Annotated in this window: 12 protein-coding genes and 1 pseudogene; 5 read left to right on the forward strand and 8 right to left on the reverse strand. The window is 61.8% G+C overall.

The features are described from left to right. Positions 1-146: 146 nt before the first annotated feature. Positions 147-1,628 carry a flavin-containing monooxygenase gene (locus BN2476_RS16870; RefSeq protein ID WP_087735314.1) on the forward strand — a complete coding sequence of 494 codons (1,482 nt, stop codon included), beginning with the start codon at positions 147-149 and terminating at the stop codon, positions 1,626-1,628. 32 nt (positions 1,629-1,660) lie between these two features. Next, positions 1,661-1,870: pseudogene (locus tag BN2476_RS48245) on the forward strand (alpha/beta fold hydrolase); the annotation flags it as partial. 2 nt (positions 1,871-1,872) lie between these two features. Here BN2476_RS48245 and BN2476_RS16880 read toward each other — a convergent pair. Beyond that, a complete protein-coding gene (locus tag BN2476_RS16880; RefSeq protein WP_087735315.1) occupies positions 1,873-2,640 on the reverse strand; it encodes a class I SAM-dependent methyltransferase in 768 nt (255 codons plus the stop codon). Positions 2,641-3,159: 519 nt separating this feature from the next. On the opposite strand from BN2476_RS16880, the gene BN2476_RS16885 reads away from it, so the two are divergent. Continuing rightward, a complete protein-coding gene (locus tag BN2476_RS16885) occupies positions 3,160-4,572 on the forward strand; it encodes a methyl-accepting chemotaxis protein (protein ID WP_087735316.1) in 1,413 nt (470 codons plus the stop codon). A 162-nt stretch (positions 4,573-4,734) separates the two neighbouring features. Here BN2476_RS16885 and BN2476_RS16890 read toward each other — a convergent pair whose 3' ends face one another. The 4 genes from BN2476_RS16890 to BN2476_RS16905 form a co-directional block, all read right to left on the reverse strand. After that, the gene (locus BN2476_RS16890; protein WP_087735317.1) at positions 4,735-5,553 is read right to left on the reverse strand and encodes an ABC transporter permease subunit; all 819 of its coding nucleotides are present in this window, start codon (positions 5,551-5,553) and stop codon (positions 4,735-4,737) included. Beyond that, positions 5,550-6,479 (reverse strand): ABC transporter permease subunit, encoded by a 930-nt coding sequence (locus BN2476_RS16895; protein ID WP_087735318.1) that lies wholly within the window; start codon positions 6,477-6,479, stop codon positions 5,550-5,552. Before BN2476_RS16895 ends, BN2476_RS16890 begins: the two co-directional genes overlap by 4 nt. Next, on the reverse strand, positions 6,476-7,639 hold the full coding sequence (locus tag BN2476_RS16900) for an ABC transporter ATP-binding protein (RefSeq protein WP_162497879.1): 1,164 nt from the start codon (positions 7,637-7,639) through the stop codon (positions 6,476-6,478). The genes BN2476_RS16895 and BN2476_RS16900 overlap by 4 nt, the downstream gene beginning before the upstream one ends. A 103-nt stretch (positions 7,640-7,742) precedes the next feature. Beyond that, entirely contained in the window at positions 7,743-8,843 is a 1,101-nt protein-coding gene (locus BN2476_RS16905) for a polyamine ABC transporter substrate-binding protein (RefSeq protein ID WP_087735319.1), read from the reverse strand. Positions 8,844-9,410: 567 nt separating this feature from the next. Here BN2476_RS16905 and BN2476_RS16915 point away from each other — a divergent pair. Beyond that, positions 9,411-10,712 (forward strand): Nramp family divalent metal transporter, encoded by a 1,302-nt coding sequence (locus tag BN2476_RS16915; protein WP_087735321.1) that lies wholly within the window; start codon positions 9,411-9,413, stop codon positions 10,710-10,712. A gap of 179 nt (positions 10,713-10,891) precedes the next feature. Beyond that, positions 10,892-11,095 (forward strand): DUF1289 domain-containing protein, encoded by a 204-nt coding sequence (locus tag BN2476_RS16920; protein WP_087735322.1) that lies wholly within the window; start codon positions 10,892-10,894, stop codon positions 11,093-11,095. A gap of 117 nt (positions 11,096-11,212) precedes the next feature. Here the strand turns inward: BN2476_RS16920 and BN2476_RS16925 are convergent, their stop codons facing one another. The 3 genes from BN2476_RS16925 to BN2476_RS16935 form a co-directional block, all read right to left on the reverse strand. Next, entirely contained in the window at positions 11,213-11,857 is a 645-nt protein-coding gene (locus BN2476_RS16925) for an OmpW/AlkL family protein (protein ID WP_087735323.1), read from the reverse strand. A gap of 92 nt (positions 11,858-11,949) precedes the next feature. Beyond that, positions 11,950-13,140: an NAD(P)H-dependent flavin oxidoreductase gene (locus BN2476_RS16930; RefSeq protein WP_087735324.1), complete on the reverse strand. Its 1,191-nt coding sequence runs from the start codon at positions 13,138-13,140 to the stop codon at positions 11,950-11,952. A gap of 195 nt (positions 13,141-13,335) precedes the next feature. Continuing rightward, the gene (locus tag BN2476_RS16935; RefSeq protein ID WP_087735325.1) at positions 13,336-14,772 is read right to left on the reverse strand and encodes an aldehyde dehydrogenase family protein; all 1,437 of its coding nucleotides are present in this window, start codon (positions 14,770-14,772) and stop codon (positions 13,336-13,338) included. Between the last annotated feature and the right edge of the window lie 156 nt (positions 14,773-14,928).

Here is a 14,928-nt window from a genome sequence, read left to right on the forward strand (position 1 = left end):
CAGCACTTTACAACGATCTTGACTGGCCGTGTACAGTTGTCTACCCTGCGCTTTAACCGTCACAGACGGACATAGACAATTCTTCTTCCCTCTCATTCACTGTCGGAGCTTTGCTGACTCCGCGGACTCATTGGAGCACTGCACGTATGCCCTCATCCCGTCGGGCAGAATTGCGCATCGCGATTGTCGGAAGCGGCTTTGCGGGCATCGGCATGGCGATCCGTCTGAAGCGCCTGGGCTATACGTCGTTCACGATCTACGAGGCGGCGTGCGATCTGGGCGGCACCTGGCGCGACAACACGTATCCGGGCGCCGCCTGCGATGTGCCGTCCCATCTGTATTCGTTCTCGTTCGAAGCAAACCCGTCGTGGTCACGCGCATTCAGTCACCAGCACGAAATACTCGCGTACCTGAAGCATTGTGCAGTCAAGTACGGAATCAATAGTGCAATGCGCTTCGACGCACGTGTGACAGCAGCGCGCTTCGACGAAACGCAACTCGTGTGGCGACTCGATATCGAATGCAATGGCGTGCATGAGTCGGTCGAGGCAGATATCGTGATCGCGGCGAGCGGCCCGTTGTCGCGTCCCGCGATGCCGGGAATCGACGGACTCGATACGTTCAGCGGCAAGATATTTCATTCGGCACGCTGGGATCATGACTATGCACTCGAAGGCAAACGCGTCGCCGTAGTCGGCACCGGCGCAAGTGCAATCCAGTTCGTGCCGCAAATCCAGCCGCGCGTCGAGAAACTGCTTCTGTTCCAGCGCACCGCGCCGTGGGTTCTGCCGAAGTCGGACAAGCCGGTCAGCGAACGCGCGCGCTGGTTCTTCAGGCATCTGCCCTTTACGCAGCGGTGCGTGCGCAGCGCGATCTACTGGCAGATGGAGTCGCGCGGCATCGCGTTCTTCGTCAACCCAAAGCTCACCGAACCCGCGATGAAATTCGCGCGTGCTTACCTCGAGCGGCGCGTGAAAGATCCTGCACTGCGCGTCAAGCTCACGCCCAACTACCGGCTGGGATGCAAACGCGTGCTGCTGTCGAGCGACTACTATCCGGCGCTCGGCAAGCCGAACGTCGAAGTCGTGACCGCGCCGATCCGCGCGATCGTGCGCGACGGCATCGTGATGTCGGACGGTACGCATCATGCCGTCGACGCGATCATTTGCGGCACGGGATTCCAGGTGAACGACGCGGGCGCGCCTTTCGATGTGACGGGCATCGGCGGCGCCGACCTCGGTGCACTGTGGCTGAGCGACGGCCCCGAAGCGTACCTCGGCACGAGCATCGCTGACTTCCCGAATTTTTTCATGATGGCGGGGCCGAACACCGCCCTTGGCCACAACTCGATGATCTACATGATCGAGTCGCAGATGAACTACATTGCCGACTGCTTGCGCGAGCTGCGCCGACGTGGCGCACGCACGATGAATCTGCGCCCGGAAGTGCAACGTACGTTCAATGCACGTCTGCAACGCAACATGCGGCGATCGGTATGGACGAGCGGCTGCCACAGCTACTACCAGACGAAGAGCGGCAAGGTCACGGCGATCTGGCCTGGCTTCACGTTCAGCTTCCGCCGGCTCACGCGACGCGCGCGCGCAGCCGAGTACATTTTTTCGCGCTAGGAGTGTGCATGGAAAGCAGTTGAACCGACGCAGTACAACCTCTCGTGCTATGGGGCGCAAAGGACAGCTGGATTCCGCCAGCGCATGCAGCGGAGTTCACGCACCGCATACCGGGTGCACACTCGATCATGTACGAGCGACTCGGACATATTCCGATGGAAGAAGCACCGCAACGCGTTTTGCACGACCTGCGGATGTTCTTCGCGAAGTCCGCGACTAGCAGCGGTCCGTTGCAGGTCTAGCGTTATCTCTGTGCAGATCCGGCATAGACGCGCGTCTCGTAGACGAATTCCACCGTGCCATCCTGCTCGGTACGGTCGAACAGTTCGCGCAACGCCGCGAGCATCGGTTCGTGATTCGGATGCCCCGCCTTCGGTGCATACGACGACGACATCAAACGCCCTTTCAATCCTTCGAAGTCGAGCCGCTGTGCATTCGGGAAACGAGCGTTGTGACTCAAGCCGTCGCCGAACCATTCGGCCATCGATTCGTCGTCGGCATAGCGTTCAGCGACCGACTGATAGTCTTCGCTGAAGCGGCGCAGCAGCGCTTCATAACCCGCGAGAAACGCAGAGCCTTCGAGCAGCCGGCTGTTCCACAACAAGGCGACCAGACCGCGTGGCTTCAGAATGCGCGCGAACTCCTTGCGCGCCGCGACGGGATCGAACCAGTGAAAGGCCTGCGCGGCGATCACGAGATCGACACTGGCTGTTCCCAATGTCGTTGCTTCGGCCGTGCCCGCGACGCTCGCGTAGCCGGCGTAGTGCGAGAGCCATGCATCGGCGGCCGCGCGCATCGCCTGATTCGGCTCCACGGCAACGACGGAATGCCCTGCCTCGAGAAAGAGCTGAGCCGAGATGCCCGTACCCGCGCCGATGTCGGCAACGTGCGCGCCTTCTGCAAGCCCACATGTATCGTGCAGGAACCTGACAACGTCGCGCGGATAGCCGGGCCGATACTTCACGTAGTCGGTCACACGGTCAGTGAAACGCTGAGTGGAATCGTGTGTCATGTGATTGGCGAGCCGCGGAAGAAGATCGTTTCATGAGGTCACTGCGGGCAGTGCAATCGGTTTCAGCTTACGTTACCGTGATTCATCTACTATTGCATGACAATGCACTGCATCGCGCTTCAGCCGCCGCCTAGCAAGCGCAGCAGATTCCACAGGAACTTGCAGACCAGCACGATCAACTCCCACAGATACACCAGTTGGTCCCAGCCCGATAGGCGCGCGAAGTATTCAACAATCATCGGTCATTGGTAGATTCGACAGACGCGAACTACGACTCGCGCACGCACTCGATCCTACCCGAATCGAGTGCGGGATAGTCCCTATCAAGCGTCTCCGTGAGGCGCCGTAGAAAAATAAAAGTGCGTCAGACGCGCAATTCGTGTGCCGCAGTTCATCCGTTGCAGCGACAGACGCACCGCATTCAGCACACGTACGCGACACATGCACGAACGTGCACGTTCAATGGACATTGAGACGACGACGCGAACACAATCGCCGCGCCGTCCGGGAGCTTTCGCGATGACGGGTTTCTTCGCTCGGCGCACGCGCCGCAAAGGCAGCGCTTCATCGGTCGTCGGCGACATCGCCGCGCAGGCGGGCAAGCTCGGCATCGAAATCTGCGATGTGTCCGGCCATATCGAAGAAGTCGCGGCGCGCGTGAATCGACAGGCCGACGTATGCCAGACGCTTCGCCAGTCGGCTGCCGCAACGCTCGCCGGCAATCACCGGATCGCCGCCGCGGCGCGCGAAATGCACACCGTCACCGCTCAGGCTGCCGACGAAGTCGGGCACTCGCAGCAAACGCTCGAAGCGTCGCTGTCCGATATTCATGGGCTCGTCGAGGGCGTGACCGTGATCGAGAGCCAGATCAGCGCGTTGCGCGCGGCCCTGTCGCACGTGAGCCGCGTGTCGGAGGAAATCTCGCTGATCGCCCGGCAGACCCATCTGCTCGCACTGAATGCGGCCATCGAAGCGGCACGTGCAGGCGAATTTGGCAAGAGCTTCGCAGTCGTCGCGGCCGAGGTGAAGACGCTGTCGGCGAAGACGGCACAAGCCACCGGCCAGATCGAGACGACGCTTGCGGAACTCACGGGGCAAACAGAGAGGCTGATCGCCGAGGGTGCCGAAAACACCGCACGAGCGCAGCGTGTACGCGAAGGCACGCGGATGATCGGCGACGTCGTGCACTCGACGGGCCACGCGATCATGCAATTGAATGCAGAGGCGAACCAGATTGCATCGCTCTCCGGTGAAATCGAAGATCAATGCAATGCATTCGAGTCGCAGGTGTTGGAGATCGCGACTGACGTCGAGCATTCGAGCGAGAACTTCCTGCAGGCGAAGGACCGGCTCGGCCATCTGCTGGGCGTATCGGCAAGCCTGATCGAACTGACGGCGGCCGCGGGTGTCGAGACGGCCGATACGCCGTTCATCGACGCCGTCGAGCAGGCTGCGTCGAAAGTCGGCAAGCTATTCGAGGCTGCCGTGGCGCGCGGCGAGCTTTCGATGAACGATCTGTTCGACGACCGCTACGTGCCCGTGCCCGGCACGAACCCGACGCAATTCATGACGCGCTTCACCGGGTTCACCGATCGCGTGCTGCCTTCGATCCAGGAGCCGATGCTCGGCCTCGATCCACGCGCTGCCTTCTGTGCGGCCGTCGACGTGCGCGGCTATCTGCCGACGCACAATCTCAAGTTCTCGCAACCGCAGCGCGACGATCCCGTCTGGAATGCAGCAAACTGCCGGAATCGCCGGCTGTTCAACGACCGCACCGGGCTCGCGGCCGGAACGAACACAAAGCGCTTCCTGCTGCAGACTTACCGGCGCGACATGGGCGGCGGCGAATACGCGCTGATGAAGGACGCGTCAGCGCCCATCTTCGTCAACGGCAGGCATTGGGGCGGACTCAGAATCGGATACCGGATCTGACAACGGGTCGTCCGCATAACGGTCGGTAACGTTCGATTAGCAAGACCACGTGGCAGCATAAAAAGAACGGCCGGTGCTCATCGGAAGCACCGGCCGTTCTCTTTTGCGCGTTACGCATTGCAGCGCCGGATTCAAAACGTGCTCGCCCCGGCTATTGCGCTCCTAGACCGCCATCGCCAGGCGCCGCTTTTCGGCGCGCTGCATGAAGTGATTGGCGACCACCACGCCGACCGTGACGACTGCGATGAACAGCGTCGCCAGTGCATTCATCTCCGGATTCAGGCCGAGTCGCACGCGCGAGAACACCACCAGCGGCAGCGTTGTCGACCCCGGGCCCGACAGGAACGCGGACAGCACCAGATCGTCGATAGACAGCGTGAACGACAGCAGCCACCCCGCCACCAGTGCCTGCGAGATCAGCGGCAACGTGATGAAGAAAAATACGCGCAGAGGCGTTGCGCCCAGGTCCAGTGCAGCTTCTTCTAACGACGGATGCAGGTCACGCACGCGCGACTGCACGATAATCGCGACGTAGGAAATACACAGCATCACGTGGCCGATCCAGATCGTGAAGATGCCGCGTCCCGCCGGCCAGCCCAGCCACTTTCCCATTTCGATGAAGAGCAGCAGCAGCGAAATGCCCTGGATCACCTCGGGGATCACGAGCGGCGCATTGATCATCCCCGTATACAGCGTGAATCCGCGAAAACGGCCCATGCGCGCGAGCACGAAACCTGCCCACGTGCCGATAAACACCGATGCGAACGCCGTCAGCAGCGCGACGCGCAGCGACAGCCACGCGGCGTTGATCAGTTCGTCGTCCTGCAGCAGTGCGGCGTACCAGCGCGTCGAGAAGCGCGTCCATACGGTGACGAGTTGCGACTCGTTGAACGAATACACGACGAGGCTGATGATCGGCACATACAGAAACGCGAAGCCGATGGCGAGTGCAATAAATTGCAGAATGCGATTCGGCTTCATCGCGTCTCCTCCAGTTCCTTCGCCTGCGAGTACTGGAAGAGTGCCATCGGCACGAGCAGCAGCAGCACCATTGCGCATGTGACCGCGGATGCCATCGGCCAGTCCGCGTTATCGAAGAACTCATTCCACATCACGCGGCCGATCATCAGCGTGTTCGCGCCGCCGAGCAGTTCAGGAATCACGTACTCCCCGACGGCCGGAATGAACACCAGCAGGCAGCCCGCGATGATGCCGTTCTTCGACAGCGGCAGCGTGATCTGCCAGAACGCCTTCCACGGCTTCGCGCCGAGGTCGTAGGCGGCTTCGAGCAGTGTCAGGTCCATCTTCACGAGGTGCGCGTAGAGCGGCATCACGAGAAACGGCAGGTACGAATACACCATGCCGATGTAGACAGCCGTGTTCGTGTGATACAGCTCGATGGGCGTGTGGATCAGCCCGATCGACATCAGGAAGTTGTTCAGCAGGCCATTGTTCTTCAGGATGCCGATCCACGCGTACACGCGGATCAGGAACGACGTCCAGAACGGCAGCATCACCGCCATCATCAGGATGTTGCGCGTGGCGGGGTTCGAGCGCGCGATGTAGTACGCCATCGGATAGCCGAGCAGCAGGCAAAGCAACGTCGAGATCGCCGCGACGACCACCGAGTTCACATAGGTCGCGAAGTACAGGCTGTCGGTCAGCAGAAACGCGTAGTGCGACAGGTCGAGCGCGACGTGAACGATGCCATCCTTGAAGGTCGTCAGTTCCGTGTATGGCGGGATGCCCAGTTGCAGGTCCGCGAAGCTGATCTTCACGACCAGCAGGAACGGCACGAGGAAAAACAGCAGCAGCCACACGAACGGGCCCGCGACGACGGCCGTGCGCCCCGTCAGATTGAAGCGCCGCACCGGCCATATCATGAGGGATTGCAGCGCGCTCTTCATGACGTCAGCACCACGCCTGCCGATGCGCTCCAGCGCACATAGACTTCGTCGCCCCATGTCGGCGTTTCGATTTCCGACAGCGCGAGGCTCGACACGTTCGCGATCACCGTCTTGCCCGCGTCGAGCTTCACGTGATACAGCGAGTAGCCGCCCATGTACGCGATGTTCGTCACGACACCCTTGCCCCAGTTGAACGCGCCTTCGGGCGGCTTGCGCGTGAGCGCGATGCGCTCGGGCCGCACCGAGATCGTCACGGGCATGCCGAGCGGCCCCGTGATGCCGTGGTTCACGTACATGCGCACGGGCAGATCGGACGTTTCGATATACACGTGATCCGGCTCGTCCTCGATCACATTGCCGTCGAACAGATTCGTCGAGCCGATGAACTCCGCCGAGAAGCGGGTATTCGGATACTCGTAGACTTCGCTCGGCGTGCCGAGCTGCACGATCTCGCCTTCGCTCATCACGGCGAGGCGGCTCGCCATCGTCATCGCTTCTTCCTGATCGTGCGTGACCATGATGCAGGTGACGCCGACCTTATCGAGAATGTTGACGAGCTCGATCTGGGTGCGCTGGCGGATCTGCTTGTCGAGCGCGGACATCGGCTCGTCGAGCAGCAGCAGCTTCGGACGCTTGACCAGCGAGCGCGCCAGCGCGACGCGCTGCTGCTGGCCGCCCGACAGCTGATGCGGCTTGCGCTTCGCGAAACGGCCCATCTGCACGAGATCGAGCGCAGTCTGCACGCGCTCCTTCAGCTCGGCTTTCGGCACGCCTTCCTGCTTGAGACCGAACGCGACATTCGCTTCGACCGTCATGTGCGGAAAGAGCGCGTACGACTGGAACATCATGTTGACGGGCCGCCGGTACGGCGGCATCTGCGCAAGGTCTTCGCCGTCGATCAGAATCCTGCCCGACGTGACCGTCTCGAGGCCCGCGAGCATGCGCAAGAGCGTCGACTTGCCGCAACCGGAACTGCCGAGCAACGCGAACAGTTCGCCCTTCTTCACCGACAGGTTCACACCCTTGACGGCAACCGTCTCGCCGAATTTCTTCACGACGTCGACGATCTGCACGAAGTTATCCGCTGCCCCCTGTGCAGCGGCGGAATTGCCCGAGGACGACACGCCGGCCCCTGCCAGTGCATTCGACTGGTCACTCATGATCTGCTGCTTCTCTCCCTGCATTTGACGAACAAAGCCCCCGGCTGGATGCCGAGGGCTTCATGATGATGCATTCCTGCACAGCCGTCCGTTTCGGACTGGCTTAGCGGCCGGACTTGAACTCGGTCCACAGCCGCGTCTGCAGACGCTGGATTTCAGGCGGCAGCGGCTTCAGCAGGAACAGCGTCTTGACGACGTCCGCCGGCGGATACACGGCGGGATCGTTCGCGACATCCTTGTCCACGTACTTGCGCGCTTCGAGGTTCGCGCTCGGATAGTAGACGGCGTTCGTGATGGCCGCGTGGACCTGCGGCGTCTCGATGTAGTTGATCCACTCGAGCGCGGCTTCCTTGTTCTTCGCGTCCTTCGGAATCGCCATCACGTCGAACCACACGGGCGCGCCGCCCTTCGGAATGTAGTAGTCGATCTTGTACGGCTTCTTCGCTTCGAGCGCGCGGTGCTTGGCGATCACGACGTCGCCCGACCAGCCGTACGCGAAGCAGACGTCGCCGCCGACCATGTCGTTGATGTAGCCCGACGAGTTGAACTGCGTGATGTACGGACGGATCTTCTTCAGCATCGCAAGCGCGGCGCGATAGTCTTCCGGGTTCGTGCTCATCGGGTCCTTGCCGATGTAGTGCAGCGCAGCCGCGAACATCTGGTCGGGCGCGTCGAGCACCGAGACGCCGCACGCCTTCAGCTTAGAAATGTTTTCCGGCTTGAAGAGGATGTCCCAGTTGTCGAGCGCGACGCCCTTGCCGAGAATCTGCTGCGCCTTCGTCACGTTGTAGCCGAGGCCCGTCGTGCCGTACGCCCAGGGCACCGCGTACTTGTTGCCCGGATCGGCGCCCGCGACGAGCGTCATCAGCGATGGATCGAGATACTTGAGGTTCGGGAGCTTCGACTTGTCGAGCGGCGCGAAGATGCCCGCCGCGATCTGCTTGCCCGCATAGTTGCTGGTCGGCACGACGATGTCATAGCCGGAGTTGCCCGTCAGCAGCTTGGCCTGCAGCGTGTCGTCGCTGTCGTAGTTGTCGTACTTGACCTGGATGCCCGTCTGTTTCGTGAAGTTCGGAATCGTGTCCTTGGCGATGTAGTCCGACCAGTTGTACACATTCAATTGCGTATCTTTTGCCGCCGCCGACATGAAAGGCGTAGCGCACAACACCAGCGCAGCCAGTTGGCCCACCACCAGTTTTTTCATTCCGTTCTCCGTTCTGACCGGCGCGAAAACCGGTCGCTTACCCCGCCTCAAGCCGCTCCGTACAACAGGCGGCTACCCTTGAAAAACCCGAAAGCTACCATCAAACGATGCCCGATTCAAAAAAAACCGCCGGATGTCGCACAAAGGGTACAGCGCGCGGCCTTCGTTCAGGTTTCCTGTGCGCTCATGCGCATCGATGCGGGCATGCCCCGATTGCCGCCGATGACTTGCCGATGGCTGCCGATCGCCGCTGCGCCCCGCCTGATTCGCGATGAAGCGCGCCGGGACGGCCGCCATGCGGCTGCAAAATTGGCCGCAATTTTATCGGGTTATCGCGTCCTGTCCAGCCGAAAAAAACCTCCTTCCCGATGCGGCGAAAACATCGCGCATCGCATGGCCGCCAACGGCGCTCGCATCCTGCTGCATCCGGCTCGATACGCGTCTTTCAACATCACTATAGACTGTCAAATCAGCCCAGATAGTGGTAGGTACGCGACGTATCGCGAATGCATGGCAGGCATGCTTGCTGCACCGAAAGCTTTACGCGCGTCAGCCCGTCGCACTGCGATGAACACGAACCCGTTCGCACTCGATCCCTCCCGCCGCCGACGCCGCGGCGACCCGGGACGGCCGCGCCCCGAAAACTGGCTGGGGTTTGTGGGCGCGGGGGCGCTCGTCGCGGTCGGCTACATGGACCCCGGCAACTGGGCGACGGCACTCGCGGGCGGTGCAGGCTATGGCTACCGACTGCTCAATGTCGTGCTCATCTCGAGTCTGATGGCGATGCTGCTGCAGTGGGCCTCGTCACGGCTCGGCGTCGTGACGGGGCGCGACCTCGCGCAGCTCTGCCGCGAACACACCGGCCGCCGCACGACACTCTTTCTGTGGATCACGAGCGAGATCGCGATCATCGCGTGCGACGTCGCCGAAGTGGTCGGCAGCGCCGTTGCGTTGGAGCTGCTGTTGGGCGTATCGCTGACGGTAGGCGTGCTGATGTCGGCCGTCGGCACCTTCGCGATGCTTGCGCTGCAGCGGCACGGCCGGCGCACGCTGGAAACGGCCGTGGTCGCGCTGATCATCTTCGTCGGGATGTGCTTCGTGGTCGAACTCGCGCTCGCCCGGCCCGACTGGCGCGCGGCGCTGGCGGGCGCGGCGCCCAGCCCGGGGCTGTTGCGCGACGCGGGCATGGTGTGGCTCGCGGCGGGCATCCTCGGCGCGACCGTGATGCCGCACAACCTCTATCTGCACTCGGCGCTCGTCAAGACGCATGCGCGCTCCTCCAGCAGCGCCGACATCGCCCGCGCACTGCGCGGCGTCAACTTCGGCACCTTCAGCTCGCTTTCACTGGCTTTCGTGATCAATGCAGCGCTTCTGATCGTGTCGGCGGCCGTGTTCCATGCGAGCGGCCACCACAACGTCACCGATCTCGCCGACGCGCACCGGTTCATCGCTCCGATCGTCGGGTCGCGCTGGGCGGCGGTTCTGTTCGCGTCTGCGTTGCTCGCATGCGGACTCAGCGCGACCGTGACGGGCACGCTCGCCGGCCAGGCGGTGATGGAAGGCTTCCTGCGGATTCGCCTGCCGCGCTGGCAGCGCGCGCTGCTGACGCGCTCGCTGGCGATCGGTCCGGCGCTCGTGGCCGTTGCCCTGTTCGGGCCGCACGGTTCGGCGCAACTGCTGGTGGCAAGCCAGGTCGTGCTGAGCCTGCAATTGCCGCTCGCGGTGGTGCCGTTGATCCGCTTTGCGTCGGACGCGCGGCTGATGCGTGGCTGGCGCGTGCACGGGGCACCGCTCGCGCTCGCGTGGGCTTGCGCGGCAGGGATCATCGCGCTGAATGGCGCGCTGATCTGGGAGACGGCGATGGAATGAACGGAAGTGCTTGCGAGCGCACAGGCTCATGGCGCGATGCATCGGTGATGCCGTCGGCGCGGACGATGCATAGAAGCACTCGAGTGCAGTCGTCTCCAGCACCGAAGCGGCGCCGGAAGACGATTGCGCTTTTGGTTTACCATAGCGGACCGCTCGCATTTCGGATCCAAGGTAACTCGATGTCTTCGAATCTGCACGACCTCCCCGATAGTCCCTGCATCGGCGTTTGCTCGACGCTTTTCGACGAGGTCTGCAAGGGCTGTGGCCGTACGGCGGCGGAAGTGTCGAACTGGGTGTTCCTCACCGACGAGGAAAAGCGCGTCGTGTGGGAACGCATCGAACGCGAAGGCACGGCGATGCGATTCAAGTACGACAAACTGTGACTCGCATGGACCTCGATGCAGTTTTTTGCACGAGGCCCCGACGAAGGCGACAAAACAAAACGCCGGCTCGCATGTGAGAGCCGGCGTTTTTCAAATGCTTGGGCGTCTGCGTCGCGCTTAGAACTTCATGCCGACACCCACGCCGACGATCAACGGATCGATATGCAGCGTGCCGAGAGGCGTGCCGTTGAGCGATGCATCCGTTTTCATCCAGACCTTCTTGACATCGACGTTGGCGAATACCGATTTCGTCACTTGCACGTCGACGCCCATCTGCAGTGCCGGACCGAAACTGCTGCGCTTGATCGAAACGTCCCGACCAGCCGCGTGCAGTCCGTTGTTGTAGAAGTACGTATAGTTCACGCCCGCGCCGACGTACGGCCGAACCTGCCCCTGATGGTTGAAGTGATATTGCAGCAGCAACGTCGGCGGCAGCACGTTGACGCCGCCCAGTCCGCCGAGGCTCGATGTCAGTTGATGCCGCGACGTGCCGAGAATCAGTTCGACGCCGATGTTGTCGCGAATCATGTACGTGAAATCGAGTTCAGGCACGGTTGCGTTGTTGACGTCGACGTTGAGCGTCGACAATGTATCGCTGGTGCGAACCTGCGGCACGATCGTGATTGCGCGCAGGCGCACGAGTGTGTCGCCCGCATGAATGCCTGAAGTCGAATCGCTGTCTGCTGCGAAGGCGTGTGGAGTCGTCAGCGCTATCCCTGCTGCGCAGAGAGCGGCTGCGATGAATCGAGTGTTTCCGGTCATAAGCTACCCTGATTTTTTTGTGTGTTGCGTGACCAATGCAGTAACGCGCGGTCGATTGTCGAAGCTCGTCAGGGTGCGCTCATTGACCGCCGTCAACCCAGGGAAAATGCCAAGCGCCCTGCGACAGCCGGTCGCGTAACACCTGTCAGCAGCAGTTCCAGAAGATCGCGCACGCTGCGAATTGCATTGCCAAATGGCAGTGCTTCACGTCCGCGGAAGAACAGGCCGTTGGCTACATCGCCGCGCAGTGCAGCAGCCAGCCGCGTATCGATGCAGAAGTGACCGAACTTTTCGATGCCGTCGCGCAAACCACATGCACTCAGACACTCGAGTGCAGTCGGACACACGCGCTTGAGTGCGCCGATCTTCGTGCGAATGCGGGTCTCGTTGCGCAGATAGCGATCGAGCCACGGCGTCTTCACGGCGCGCGCCGGAAGGCCCGTCACGCTGACGAACTCCACGATGTCGTCAGGCTTCGCATCGGCCAGCACGCGCTTGAAATTCGGATGAGCATCGCCCTCCTCCGTGACGGCGAACGGCGTGCCGATCTGCACGCCGTTTGCGCCAGCTTCCAGACAGGTGCGCACAGCGGCGTGACTGTTGATGCCGCCAGCAACGATCACAGGCACTTCAGTTCGGCTGATCTGCAACGAAGTGAACAGTTCGTCGATCTCCTGCAGCACTCGCGCGAACTCGAAGCGCGCATCGTGCATGTCGTCGAGATTCGTCACGCCGAGATGGCCGCCCGCGTGAGCGGGATGCTCAATAACAATCGCATCGGGCAAGCGGCCTTTCTTGATCCACTTCTTCAACACGACGCCGACGCCGCGGCTATCGGACAGAATCGGGATCAATGCAATATCGTGCCCCTGCGTCATATCCGGCAGATCGAGCGGCAGACCAGCGCCCATGACGATTGCATCGGCGCCCTTTTCACAGGCAATCCGCACGTAATCCGCGTGCGCGTTGACCGCCTTCATCACGTTAACAGCGATCATTCCGCGCCCTTCGCTCAGCGTGCGCGCGGCTTCGATTTCGCGCGCAAGCGCGGTGCGATTCGCGTCTTCCAGCGTCGCGCGATCGGATGTCGCGCGGCAACGTTCGAGCAGATCGGGATGATGGTGGCGCAGATCGATACTCGCGATCGTGCCGAACGCACCTTCGCGCGCAACACTGCCCGCAAGGCGGTGCGCAGACACGCCGACGCCCATGCCGCCCTGCACGACGGGCAACAGCGACCGCCCGCGAATCACGAGCGGCGCAAACGGATGAGAGGGAAACATGAGAGGCCTCCGTCGTCGATGGGATTCGACGCAAAGCCTCGATGGTCGCAACTGGCGAATGCAGTATGTTGAGTGAAGTCAAACAAAAGTGCGCGCCCGTCGAGGACACGCACTTGGGTTGCGCTTCGTCATCTGCAGTGCGCGCGGTGACGAGATAAATCGCAGCGCATCGCGCACATGCAGATGGGTGCAGGTCTACACAGGCTTGTTCACCTTTAACTGCATCGACTTGTACTCGAGATACTCTTCGAGTCCGTACGTGCCGTTCTCGCGGCCGTGCCCGGACTGCTTGAAGCCGCCGAACGGAGCGGCCATGTTCCATGCACCACCGTTGATGTCCACCTGCCCCGTGCGGATGCGCCGCGCGACACCGATCGCGCGCTCGTCGCTGCCGGCCCATACGGCACCGCCGAGTCCGTATGGCGAGTCATTGGCGATGCGCACGGCTTCATCTTCGTCCTTGTATGTGAGGATCGACAGGACGGGCCCGAAGATTTCCTCCTGCGCGATCGTCGCTTTCGGATGCACACGGCCGAACACCGTCGGCTTGACGAAGAAGCCTTTGGACACACCGTCCGGCATGCCCGGGCCACCTGTCACGAGATCCGCGCCTTCCTCGATGCCGCGCGCAATGTAGTGCTGCACACGAGCTTGCTGTGCAGCCGAAGCGAGCGGACCAAGACGCGTCGTCTCGGCACGCGGATCGCCCGCGACGAAAACATCGGCCGCCTTCTTCGCAAGTTCGCGTACTTCGTCATAGCGCGATTCCGGCACGATCATGCGTGTATGCGCGGAACAGGTCTGCCCCGAATTCAGGAAACACGCGTTCACCGTCCCCTTGATCGCCGCTGCAAAATCCGCATCGTCGAGTATCACCGACGCCGACTTGCCGCCCAGTTCCAGCGCGACACGCTTCACCGACGCCGCCGCCAGTTCCGATACGCGCTTGCCCGCGCGCGTGGAACCCGTGAACGACACCATGTCGACGGACGGGTGGCTGGCGAGCACTTCGCCGACCACCGGTCCATACCCACAGACGAGATTGAATACACCAGCGGGTAGTCCTGCATCATGAATCGCTTCGGCGAGCACGAACGCATTCAGCGGCGCGACTTCCGACGGCTTGAGCACGATAGTGCAGCCTGCGGCAAGCGCCGCTGCAACCTTCAGCGTGATCTGGTTCAGCGGATAGTTCCACGGCGTGATCGCGGCCACCACACCGACCGGTTCTCGCACCACGAGCGAGTTGCCGACCTGCTCTTCGAACCGGAATTCACCTGCCAGCTTCGCGTAGGCATTCCAGTTGTACACGGGACCACCGACCTGAATCGCACGCGCAAGCTTGATCGGCATGCCGACTTCGCCGCAAATATAGCCGGCGAGTTCATCGGTGCGCGCCTTCAGGTTGTCGGCGATCTTTTGCAGGTACCTGGCGCGCTCCTTGGGTGGCGTCGCCGCCCAACTATCGAATGCAGCACGCGCAGCGTTGATCGCCTCTTCGGCATCCGCTTCGATGCCTTCGGGAATGCGGCCTAAAATCTCTTCGGTGCCCGAGTCGATCACGTCGATCGTGCCCGTGCCACATGGCTTGATCCATTTGCCGTCGATGTAGAAGTGCTCGAAGGTCTTCATGTCTTCTGTCCTGTCGCGCGGATAGTAGGTTTATTTTACTCGCCGACATAGGACGCATTCAGACGCACGCAAGACTAATCGGTCCGGGCGACACCATAGCGTTAGCGCACGAAATAAAAAACCCGCTTCAGACGAAGCGGGTTTTCGCAAGAAACC

The sequence above is a fragment of the Paraburkholderia piptadeniae genome (assembly GCF_900007165.1).
Classification (GTDB): domain Bacteria; phylum Pseudomonadota; class Gammaproteobacteria; order Burkholderiales; family Burkholderiaceae; genus Paraburkholderia; species Paraburkholderia piptadeniae.

What these genes read in the sequence shown, in the direction of transcription:
- BN2476_RS16895 (WP_087735318.1), bottom strand. Translation starts at nt 6,479, where the DNA reads ATGAAGAGCGCGCTGCAATCCCTCATGATATGGCCGGTGCGGCGCTTC.
- BN2476_RS16890 (WP_087735317.1), bottom strand. Translation starts at nt 5,553, where the DNA reads ATGAAGCCGAATCGCATTCTGCAATTTATTGCACTCGCCATCGGCTTC.
- BN2476_RS16900 (WP_162497879.1), bottom strand. Translation starts at nt 7,639, where the DNA reads ATGAGTGACCAGTCGAATGCACTGGCAGGGGCCGGCGTGTCGTCCTCG.
- BN2476_RS16920 (WP_087735322.1), top strand. Translation starts at nt 10,892, where the DNA reads ATGTCTTCGAATCTGCACGACCTCCCCGATAGTCCCTGCATCGGCGTT.
- BN2476_RS16885 (WP_087735316.1), top strand. Translation starts at nt 3,160, where the DNA reads ATGACGGGTTTCTTCGCTCGGCGCACGCGCCGCAAAGGCAGCGCTTCA.
- BN2476_RS16915 (WP_087735321.1), top strand. Translation starts at nt 9,411, where the DNA reads ATGAACACGAACCCGTTCGCACTCGATCCCTCCCGCCGCCGACGCCGC.
- BN2476_RS16870 (WP_087735314.1), top strand. Translation starts at nt 147, where the DNA reads ATGCCCTCATCCCGTCGGGCAGAATTGCGCATCGCGATTGTCGGAAGC.
- BN2476_RS16925 (WP_087735323.1), bottom strand. Translation starts at nt 11,857, where the DNA reads ATGACCGGAAACACTCGATTCATCGCAGCCGCTCTCTGCGCAGCAGGG.
- BN2476_RS16930 (WP_087735324.1), bottom strand. Translation starts at nt 13,140, where the DNA reads ATGTTTCCCTCTCATCCGTTTGCGCCGCTCGTGATTCGCGGGCGGTCG.
- BN2476_RS16935 (WP_087735325.1), bottom strand. Translation starts at nt 14,772, where the DNA reads ATGAAGACCTTCGAGCACTTCTACATCGACGGCAAATGGATCAAGCCA.
- BN2476_RS16880 (WP_087735315.1), bottom strand. Translation starts at nt 2,640, where the DNA reads ATGACACACGATTCCACTCAGCGTTTCACTGACCGTGTGACCGACTAC.
- BN2476_RS16905 (WP_087735319.1), bottom strand. Translation starts at nt 8,843, where the DNA reads ATGAAAAAACTGGTGGTGGGCCAACTGGCTGCGCTGGTGTTGTGCGCT.